The sequence below is a fragment of the Bacillus sp. FSL M8-0071 genome (assembly GCF_037975455.1).
Taxonomy (GTDB): Bacteria; Bacillota; Bacilli; order Bacillales; family Bacillaceae; genus Bacillus; species Bacillus subtilis.
In genome coordinates this window covers 1,798,823-1,810,788 of sequence record NZ_CP150256.1, presented here as the reverse complement: position 1 = coordinate 1,810,788, position 11,966 = coordinate 1,798,823, and the positions used below count along the sequence as shown (strand labels likewise).

Here is an 11,966-nt window from a genome sequence, read left to right as displayed (position 1 = left end):
CTCCTCTCTTATTTGAAAGTTTTCCAAAACATATCTTTAGAAGCCCCTGTGTCTGAATGCACTTTTTCCTGCACGTTTTGAGCTGATGGTTTGAATAAAACGGGCTGCCTATTTAATTCCGGCAAAGGCAGAGGTTTTCTTCTAATTGGACGAGCAACCGATTCATTCCAGGCTTCTATAATGAGATGGGCGTTCGTTCCGCCATCTGCAAAACAATTAATTGCCGCAACCGGCGTTGTCTCCTTCCACTCGGCTTGCGATCTGCTGAAATACAAATCTGTTTTTTCTATATCAAAATACGGCATATTTTCATTACCTGACAGGAACGGAACCAATTGTCTATGCTTCAGCATTAAAGCTACTTTAATCAGGCTCGCAATCCCCTCTGCACATAATGGATGGCCGATGTTAGGTTTCACCGATCCCAGCCCTAACGGAGCCTTTGATTCAGAACGGTAAATGGACTGGATTGCCTTTAATTCAAGTAAATCTGTTACTGCCGACCCCGATCCGTTCGCTTCGAGATAGCTGATCTCTTCAGTCTTTTTGCCGCTTTTTTCAAGCGCTGACAGCATGACGTCCTTTTGTGCCTCGAGATTCGGAGATGATGGGCCAGCCGTTCTTCCGTCATTATTAATCGCAGCGGCTTTAATAACTGCATATATGGAATCTCCGTCTTCAAGCGCTTGGCTGACGGTTTTGACGAGAACCATGCCCACGCCTTCTCCTAAAATGACACCGTCTGCCCGCTTATCAAAAATATGGAATGACGGTTTGTCACATAAAAGTCCGCGCTCATAAAACATTCGATGCGCATCAGCATCAAGCAAACTGACGCCGCCTACAACCGCTGCCTCAATATCTCCGCTTCGCAGAGCCTGAATGGCCATATTCAGCCCCACCAGCGCAGAGGAACAAGCGGTATCCAGAACAATACTCGGTCCCTTCAAGTCAAAAAATTGTGAAATGTTAGCCGCTAAATAGTTTTGTCCGCCAGCGACTATCGGATTTCTTGCTTTTGAAAGACTGGCCGGATCAGGCTTGTGCTGGCTGCGGCCTCCTATATAAACACCAGCCCTCATGCCTTTCACTTCTTTCTCTGTATAACCGGCGTGATACCACAGCTTCAAGCTTTCCTCCAATACAGCCAAAGCTTGAGGGTCCATCGCTCTGACATCGTTTTCGGACATCATGAAGAAATCATGATCAAATCGGTTCATTTCATCAATGAGGCCCGCGTAATTTGAGCTAGAGTTACCGAATCGTTCAGGCGGAACAGGCGCAATCGCAGACCGTCCATCACGTATTAAATCCCAGTATTCCTCTAGGATTTCCGCTCCTGGGAACCTGCAACTAAGACCGATGATAGCGATGTCCTCAGCAAGAAGTGCCGTTTTTTCATGGCTTATCTGTTGCGGCCGCTGTTCTGGCACCGGCTTCTGTTTCATTGCTGATTGCGGCTTGAAAGGTGTCTGTTTCTCAGGAACAGATGGCTGTAAAACAGCTGATATGTCATATTTCGAAATGAGCCAGTGTGCAAAGGATTCTATTGTCGGGTATTCAAACAAAATTGACGGATCAATATCTCCATTTAATTGTTGGTTCATCTGCTGTACCAGCTGGGCCAATATAATCGAGTCGATTCCGTATTCTTGGAAAGGTTCATCCGTTTCAAAGTCTTCTGCAGCTATTTTCAGTTCATCTGAAAAAAGAGTTACGAGCCAGTCGACTGTTTCAGGGAACAGGTTGCGAGTACCGGTTTGCTCTTTCGTCTCAGGATGCGAGAGAGCTTCGACAGGCAGTGACGGCTGCATCAGCTTATCCGGCTTCCAAACGTTTGTATCTGGTACTGCCGGCAGCACGACAGCATACTGTCTGTTTGATAGAATCTGGTCAAGCAGCTGTAATCCCTCGTCGTTTGTCAAACTGATCAATCCAGTTTGTTCTAAAGCTTTGCTTCGAACCTCGCCTAAACCGGTCTCCTTCCAGTTAGGCCACTGAATGCTTACAATGGGACATTTATCTTGATGAGCCTCCGCAAAATAATCCATAAAAGCATTTGCCATCGCGTAATCAGCTTGTCCTGCTGCTAGTGCAGGGATGGCCGCTGATACTGATGAAAACAAGGTGAAAAACGCCAATGGTTCATCTTGAAGCAGGTCAAACAACGTTTGCAAACCTTCGACTTTCGGTTCAAGCACCTGTCCGATCTCTTCTAGTGATTTTCTGATAAAAGCCGGGTTTTGTTTGTTCACCATCCCGGCACAATGGATGACTCCGCCAATCGCCCCCATTGTTTCGTGTATTGTCTTCAGGCTCTGTTCGACAGCAACCCTGTCTGTGAGATCCAGAGACAGCACCTGAACTTGCGCACCCATGTCTTCTAGCTCTTGAACGGCTTTTATTTTCTCGGCAAACGAGGCCATTTTTACCGAATTCCACTGGTCACGCGGCGGAAGCTCTTCACGGCCGATAAGGACCAGCCGCTTAACGCCGTATGTTTTCACAAAATGCCGCGCACACAGCAAGCCGAGACCTCTTGTCCCGCCTGTAATGAGCAGGACTTTGTCTGTTGAAAACGATACTTGCTTATGACTTAGAGCGGCTTCTGCTGGCTGCTCTGTCAAATATGCGCGATATCGCTGTCCGTTTCGATAACAGACTTCTGATTCTGTGCTCTTGGCATAATATTCAACTGCAATCAGTCTGGCCAGCTCCTCATGAGAGGCTTCGCATTCCATATCTGCATGTCTTGAAGTAAGATGGCTGTACTCACTTTGAAGCATGCGGTATAAACCGGCCCGTGAAGCACCAGACAAAAGAACACCCTCATTTGCGTAGGCCTCCAGCCCCTTTGTTACACCCAAGATCGTCAAATGATGCTTGCTTGCACGTCCTTGCTCGATCAGCTTTTGGAGCCAGTTTATCCAGCCCATAGAATGCTCATGGCTCGTTCCGCACCCGATCAGATCGATTGCTCCAGCAACGTGTTCATAGTCAGCAGCAGATACCCGATCCAGCTCTTGGCTGTCAAATATACGGTATGTCGAGAAATACGTCGAAAGCTCTTCCGCTAATGCCATTGTCTCCTCATTTGCCAAAATGGCGACGGTTTGATTCGTCATTTCTGCCGGTTCAATCGGACAAGGCTGCCACTGTTTACGCAGAAAGCAGCGCTTTGGCATCAGTTCGGATTGAGGCAGAGCTGTAGCAATGGTTTCGGGTTCACCTTCTTGAGTTGGCAGCCAGTAATACTCTTCCGCGAACGGATAAGCAGGCAGGCTGATTCGGCGAGGCGTGTATTCCCCATAAAGCTTGTTCCAATCTATCTGCAGCCCTTTCACCCATAGTTCCGCTACTTTCTCCAGCCTTTTTTTCTCTATCCATGTTTGCAGCAATGCTTTGGCATCATGATCCGTTTCAAACAGCTTGATTTCGCTCTTCTTCGTTTTCACGTGAGCAGCAAATATGCTGCCGTTCGGCATTTCAGCCAAATAATCATCTAAAGCTTTGATCAGCATTTCTCTCGAATCCGCCAAAAACGCCATGCGATAATCCATTGCTTCCCGGCCCGTCTGAAGTGTGTATGCCATATCCTCCAGATCGATATCTTCATTGGAAGTTACGAAATCTTTCATTGCTTCCGCATAGGCCTTCAATTGCTTCTCTTTTTTCGCTGAGAGTACAAATAATGCTGAGCGGTGCTGCTTTGTTAATGGATCGTTCCTCTTGTCAGGCTGATATTCCTCTATCACAATATGGGCATTCGTTCCGCTATATCCGAAAGAGCTCACACATGCTCTCCGCGGTTTTTCATCAGCCATTTCCCAAGGCTTAAGCTCCGTATTTACGTATAAAGGAGAATGCTCAAATTCAAAATGCTCATTCGGTGTCGTGAAGTTCAATGTCGGCACAAGTGTTTTATGATTCATGCACAATAACACTTTTTGAACCCCGGCTACTCCTGCCGCCGCGGATGTATGACCAATATTGCTTTTGACGGAACCGATTGCGCAAAACTGCTTTTTGTCTGTTTTTTCTTGAAATACGGTGGACAGAGCTTCTAATTCAATTGGATCGCCTTGTTTTGTTCCTGTGCCGTGCATCTCGACATAACTGATACTCTCAGGATGTATGCCGTATGTTTCATATATGTCTCTTTCCAGATCCATTTGGCTTTTTGCACTCGGTGCCGTGATTCCGTTTGTTTTCCCGTCCTGATTAATACCCGAGCCAATGATAATGCCATAAATATGGTCACGGTCCGCTTCTGCATCTTTCAGCCTTTTCAGAACCAGCGCACCCGCACCCTCGCCGGGCACAAAACCATTCGCGCTATTGTCAAATGCTTTACATTGTCCATCAGGTGAAAGCATGCCGGCCTCACACATACTCATGTAAGATTCCGGCGTCAGGTATAAGCTGACCCCGCCGACCAGCGCCATATCAATTTCTTTGTTTATAAGTGCCTGGCGCGCTAAATGTGTGCCGACCAATGAAGATGAACAAGCGGTGTCAATAGGAATCGCAGGCCCTTTTAAATTAAGAAAATATGGAATACGCGCCGCAGCGATCGCAAAGCTGTTCCCGGTGGCATTTGCTCTTGCCTTCCGATTCAGCATAACTCCATATTCATTGCTCATAATCCCAAGATAAACGCCGCATTTTTTCTCATTTAATGTTCGGGCATTATATCCGGCATCCTCAAAGGCTTTATAGCCTTCCTGCAAAAAGATTCGATGCTGCGGGTCCATCAGTTCCGCTTCTGATGGCGGAATATTAAAAAACAATGGATCAAAATGTTCAATATCATCCAGCATCCCCATTGATTTGCAGTAGACTTTCCCTTTTTTGTTGAGGACAGGATCATAGTATTTGTCAACATCCCACCGTGATGTTGGAATGTCCCGAATGGCATTTCTCGCATGAACCAGGTTATCCCAGTACTCTCTTACATTACGAGCGCCCGGGTATCTTCCCGACATCCCGACAATCGCTATCGCATCCTCCGGGCGGTCTTGATGAACAGGAACCGTTTTCTTCACATGTTCTTTCTTTTTTGGATGTTGAACAGGCTGTAGCGGCCGTTCTGCCGGCTTTGGATTAGATGGTGCTGCTGGCTTTTGCTGGGCTGCTTCGAAAGAGTCAGTATGCTCTATCTTTCTATCAAGATGAGTTCCAAGCTCGGACTTTAGCATTTCGGCAAAATCACGTATCGTTGGATAATCATATACTCTGGTTACCGTAAAAGACGTTCCGTATTGCTTGTTCACCGCTTTTATCCATTCGAGTCCGGTAATCGAGTCCATTCCGATATCTATGAACGCTTCGTCAATATCCACCTCGTATGGCTCCATGTATAACACGTCTGCTATGCTTTCCCTCAAGTTTTCATGCAGCGTTTCAATTGCTACAGTATATTGTCTTGATGCAGATATTTCTGCCGCTGCATATTGAATCGTTTCTTCAGCCTCCTCTTGCACTGGCTGATGATGTTCTAACGGCTGCAGAGATATATTAGCTGGTTTAGCAGCAGGTACCGCTGTTTTTTGTCTGATCGGCGTGTACGTCTCCGTTTGTTTTTTCTCCCCAGCCTGTGTGCTTAACTCGTGTGCTAAGTAAACAGCGAAATCACGTGTTGTCGGATAATCATATACCTTTGTGACATTTAGTGATGTGCCATACTGTTTATTTATTGCTTTTATCCATTCGAGCCCGGTAATCGAGTCCATACCGATATCTATGAATGCTTCGTCTGGATCAATCTCGTTTTGGTCCATGTACAGCACTTCCGCTAAGCCCGCTGTCAGTTCATCGCACAAGGCTTCCGCCGTGATCGTCTCTGTTTCTGTATCTGATGGAACCAGAGATGCTGTCCGCTCCAAACGATCCTGATTGGTCATTAAAGGCTGTAACGTAATATTGGCAGGCTTGCCACTGGCTTCTCTGTCTACAGACGGCTTTGGAATGACAGGCTGTACCGGGACGAATGGCTCCTCCGGTCTTTTTTCCTCAGCCTTTGCATGTACGTCTATCCAATAGCGATCTCTTGCGAAAGGATAGGCAGGTAAACTGATGCGCCGCGGTTTTTGATCCTGATATAGCGTGCTCCAGTCGATTCGCAAACCTCTTACCCACAGGTCTAAAACCTTCGCATATTTTCCTTTTTGCAGCCATGCCTCAATTGTTTTTGACATATCCTCATCAGCAGCAAAAGCAGCAATGGCTTCTTTGTTGCTCTTTACTTGTCCGCGATAGACATATTCACGATTTTCTGTTCCGGAGATACATTCATACAGCTTTTCTTCAAGCTCCTGCATCGTTTCCGCAACGAACGCCAGCCGTTCGTTCATCGCTTCCCGGCCGACTTGCAGCGTATAGGCAATTCGGTGTAAATCTGCTTCAACATATGTTTGTTCACGAATGGCATGCAGCAATCGCTCCGCGCGTTTCTGAAGTCTTTCCTCATTTTTTGCTGAGAGCACAATGACAGCCGGCTGTTTCCTCGCTGGTAAACGTTCCTCCACAGGTTCCGGAGCATACTCTTCTATTAAAATATGGGCGTTCACACCCCCGGCACCAAATGAAGAGACTCCTGCGATTCTCGGTAATTCGATGTCTTTGCCATTGACACTGATGATCGGCCTCTTCCACTCTTCTAGCTCTTGCTGTACTTTAAACGGCGAGTTAAGGAAATCAATATTCGGGTTCAGCACGTTTGAATGCAGGGAAGGCGCAAGCTGCCTGTATTTCATTTGGAGCAATACCTTCGTTACTCCTGCGATACCTGCCGCACTTTCACAGTGCCCGATATTTGATTTGGCTGACCCTATTGCACAAAATTGTTTGTCATCGGTTTCTTGCGTAAACACTTTGGACAGCCCTGTGATTTCAATAGGATCACCGAGAGAGGTTCCCGTGCCGTGGGCTTCGATGTAACTGACTGTCCGCGGATCAACCTTCGCTTCCACAAACGCCTTTTTGATGACATCTGCTTGGGCATTCGGATTGGGCACTGAGTACCCGTTTGTTTTTCCCCCGTGGTTGATGGCTGTCCCCTTAATGATTCCATAAATGTGATCACCATCTTCAACTGCTTTAGACAATGGCTTCAGAAGCACTGCTCCAACGCCTTCCCCCGGCACATAGCCGTCTCCGCCCTGTCCGAAGCTTTCACACCGGCCTTTGCTGGACATAAATTTGTTCTGCCCGAGCATCAAATATTTATTTGGATGGATTGACACATTCACGCCGCCCGCGAATGCCGCCTCACACTCTCCGCGCTGCAGGCTTTGGCAGGCCAAGTGGATAGCCGTTAAAGAAGAAGAACACATGGTGTCTAATGCAATACTCGGTCCGTGAAAATCAAAATAATAAGATACCCGGTTCGCGATGGATGATGGATTTCCCGTTAAAGCCAGAGACCTTCCCCGCACCTGCTCTTGTGCCCCGTACAGCTGATATTCTTCGTACATGACACCGACGTAAACACCGACGCTTCCGCCAAGCTCAGCATCACGCTTACGGCCGAGGTGCTCTCTTGTATAGCCTGCGTCTTCCATCGTTTCATACACGCACTGCAAAAATAAACGCTCTTGCGGGTCCATTAATTTTGCCTCACGCGGCGATATATGGAAAAACTGCGGATCAAACTTGTCTACATCCTTCAAGAAGCCTCCCCACTTGCTGTAGGTTTTTCCAGGCTTGTCTTTATCTTCATCATAATAAAGACTGTGATCCCAGCGGTCTGCAGGAATTTCAGTAATACAGTCTCGACCGTCTCTCAGGTTTTCCCACAATTCATTAATGTTGTCTGCCTGCGGATAGCGACCTGAGATACCGATGATCGCGATTTCTTCCGTTTCCTTCTCTCTTAACTGCTTCTGCTCTTTATCTCGCAAAGGAAGAAATCCAGACTTTCTTAGGGTAACTGGGATTTCTTGTTTTTCAGGTTCTGATTTTCTTTCAACAGAAGGTTTTCCTGTTTCAATTCCCAAGATGTCCAGCAGTTTTTCTCTGCGGGAATCAATAAAATACCGTGTTAATGAGCGAATATCCTGATATTCAAAGAACAACGTCTTGGACAAAGAACCGAATACTTTTTCTAATTGACCCGTTACATGCATGATCATGATAGAATCGATCCCGTAATCCTCGAGAGGAGCTTCAGCATCAATCTGGCCGGCTGGCAGCTTAATCACCGAAGAAAGCACCTGTTTAAAATAGTTCTCCGCTTTTTCTCTTAGTATCTCTTCATCAATTTCCCCGATCATGTCTGCTTTTTCTGCCTCCTGATTGAGACTGCTTTTTTTGATATCGTGAGATTGGCCTTTGCCATGTCCCGTTTCATGTAAAAATGCACGAATCCGATCAGTAACACCGGAAGCAACTAACACTTGCGGCTTTCCTGACGTCCAGCCATGATATAGCGCCTGAATCCCACGATCTGTTTCCATGGCCACCATGCCTGTTTCTCTTTTCAGCATCCTTGCAGTTTCCGCATCAATTTGCATGCCCCCGTCTTTCCACAGCGGCCAGCACACTGAAAGAGTTTTTCCGTAACGCTTGTGCAGCTCTGCTTGGCCATTGCGATATTCGCTGAATGCATTCATAAATGCATTGGCCATTGCGTAATCAGCCTGTCCCGCGCTTCCTACTGCTCCGGCACCTGAGGAAAAAAGGATAAAGAAATCGAGCGGAATATCTTTCGTTGCTTCGTCAAGGTGAATCAGTCCTGCTACCTTTGGAGCAAGAACGGTTTGAACCTCTTCTTTCTTTTTCTTCATAATGAAATTATCTTTTATTAAACCGGCGCTGTGAATGATGCCATCTAAGTCTCCATAAACGTTTTGGGTTTCTTTTAATAAGGCATCAACCGTTTGTTTGTCAGCCAGATCAGCTTGTCTGTAAATCGCTTGGATGCCAAGTTTCTGTAAGGCTTTAAGCTTCTTCTTCTTCCTTTCATCAAGCGGAGAGCGTCCTGTCAGGATCACAACCGCATCATTCGTTTGGTTTGCAATTTCAGTTGCAAAGATGGATCCAAGACCGCCCGCACCGCCTGTGATCAGATACACGCCTTTATCCTTCCATGGCATGTCAGCACTTAGGTGCTCACCAGACACTTCTTTCCACTTGCTTACAAATCGCTTCCCTTGCCAGTGCCGGATATGCGTGTCACGCGGATAGCGTCTGTTTTCCTCCAATATTTCGAATAGGTCACCAGCTGACATCCCGGTTTCTATTTCGATCAACTGTCCTGTCAGTTTTGGATTTTCCAGTTCAGCCGTTTTGAGCAATCCAGTTAAGCCGCTTAATAGCTGAGGCTCGTCCAACGCAGGCACCGCCACTTGAATGAATGTATGTCCCCCTGTTTTTGAGTGCATTAGCTGTTTGATTTCTTCAAATAACTGTATGGCATAACCTTCAAACCGTTCATCAATTGTCTCTGTATCATGCTGCAGAACTGTACAGTCAAGATGATTTTGGAGGCTTTCCATTTGTTCTCCAACATCACAGACAACGACTTTATGTGTGTCGTACTCTATGAGCTCTTGCCTCTCTGCAGCACGTTCTTCCCAAATATGTTCGAACAATAGCGTGTCAGTCGCTTCAGAAGAACCTTCTTGATCTATTTCTAACACTCTTGCAGAATAGCCCGTCAATCGCACGCAAACCTGCCCCTCTTCATTGCATAAATCGATATCAAGCTTCTGCATACGATCCCCAGCTGTACTGCCCTCGCTATATGTGATCCGCGCCCACATAGATGCCTCGCAGCCTTTGAAGATTTGGACATCCTGTATGGCAAAAGGCAGCATTGCCTTTCTGTCTTCTAAACTCGTAGCTCCTCCCAGCCTCAAACCGATAGATGCTTGAAATGCCGAATCTATCATGCTCGGATGCAGAATATAATGGTCTTCTGTATCAGAGATTACAGGAGGCATCGTCAATTTCACTAGAACTCCGTTTTCGCCGGCATATAGGCTGTCGATCGCTCTGTGGCTGTCACCATAATGAATACCCATTTCTGTATAAGCCTCGTAGCAATCAAAAGGTGACAGCGTCCGGCCATTATAGCTTGCCTTCAATTCTTCAATGTTGATAACCGGATTTTCACCAGCCTCACAAAGCACTGCACTCCCTTGCCCATATACAATCGGCGACTCCTCTGCGCTTTCAGGGTCCCGGCAGATTTCAAATGTAATCTCACCATTGTCCTCAGGATATAGACGTACGTCTATATCTTTCTGCTGTTCCGTGACGGCGAACGGCCGGACCCAGACGATATTCCGGAGCCGGAATCCTGTCGGGAACTGATCCGCAGCTGCCCTTTCCACAGCTTCCCGAACCATCTCCAATAAAGCTGCGCCAGGTAAAACGTGTTCGCCCTTTATGACATGATCCTTCAAGAAAAATTCACGGCCTGTAAACGCTGAACGGAAGCGGACACCCGATATGTCGGACACATTTTGATGCAGAAGAGGATGCAGGATGTACCGCTCCTGTATTGAACGATCAGTCTTTTTCTCCGCTTTCGGCACCCAATAACGCACCCTCTCAAATGGGTAAGTCGGCAGGCTGATCCGCTTTGGTTTGTTTCCCTCGTAAAGCAGCTTCCAGTCAACACCAGATCCGTTCGCCCACTGCTCCGCAATTTGATCAAGTTTTCTTTGCTCCAGCAATTTATGTACCGATTCGGCGGGACGCGATGGTTCGCTTCCTCTTGACACGCGGCCCTTCCAGCAATGCTGAATGGTTTTTCGTCCTTCTATAAAAGCCTTCAATTGGTCGCTCAATTCTTGAATTCCGGATGCTAAGAAAGAAACCCGTTCTTCCATCGGTTCACGGCCTACCTGCAATGTATACGCCAAATCTCTAATCTGAATCCCATCATGAAGAAAATCCAAGAGACGTTTTGCATATACACGAAGACGTTCTTGATTACGGGCAGAAAGCGGAATAACTGCGGATATGTCAGAATCTGAGGACAAAGAAACGTCCTGCTCCGCTGTTTGAGGAATATGTTCCTCAAGGATAATATGTGCGTTTGAACCAGTTGCTCCGAAGGAACTGATACCCGCCCGCCGCGGATAAGGGACCTCTTCCCCATTCTCCTTGATAACAGGCTGCTTCCACGTTTCTGTTTCATGCTGTACATAAAATGGAGACTTTTCAAAATCAACGTACGGATTCAGTTCTTCCGAATGCAAAGAAGGCACAAGTTTTTGATGGTGAAGCTGAAGGGCAACCTTGCTTAAACCGCTGATCCCCGCGGCGGATTCGGCGTGCCCAATGTTTGACTTTACAGAACCGATTGAACAGAACTGCCGATCCTGCGTATATTGGCGGAACGCTTTCACTAATCCCTGTATTTCGATCGGATCTCCTAAGGACGTGCCGGTTCCATGGGCTTCCACATAACTGATCGTCCGCGGGTCGATTCCCGTTTTCTCCAAGCATGTCTCAATCAGATCAGCTTGAGAAACAGGGCTCGGCACTGAAATGCCGCTTACAGTGCCCACATGATTCACAGCACTTCCTTTAATAACTGCATAAATGCGATCTCCGTCTTTCTCCGCCTGGCGCAAAGGCTTTAATAAAACCGCGCCTATACCCTCGGCAGGCACATAACCGTCCCCATCCTTTCCAAACGTACGGCAGTGCCCGTCAGTGGAAAACATATCCCAGACCCCGTATGTCATATATTTATTCGGGTGCAAAGACAGGTTCACTCCGCCTGCTAACGCAACATCGCACTCACCGTGACGTATGCTTTCCAACGCCAAGTGCACTGCGGTCAAAGAGGATGAACATACCGTATCGACAGCCATACTCGGACCGTGGAAATTACAAAAGTAAGAAACACGGTTGGCGATTTGCGCATAGTTGAGCGAGAGAGGAAACACGTTTTCTGCTGATGCTTCTTCAGCTCCGACTAATGTATAATCCTTGTGCATGACACCGGC

General features: G+C 47.0%; 1 protein-coding gene (cut by a window edge). It reads right to left on the bottom strand.

Features of this window, described 5'->3' with window-relative positions; translation table 11 throughout:
- Positions 1–8 precede the first annotated feature (8 nt).
- Positions 9–11,966, bottom strand: the 3' portion of a protein-coding gene (gene pksL / locus MKX71_RS09210; protein ID WP_339231976.1) for a polyketide synthase PksL. Its footprint extends 1,671 nt past the window's final position; the window shows 11,958 of its 13,629 coding nt (coding positions 1,672–13,629); its start codon lies off the right edge, out of view; the stop codon is at positions 9–11.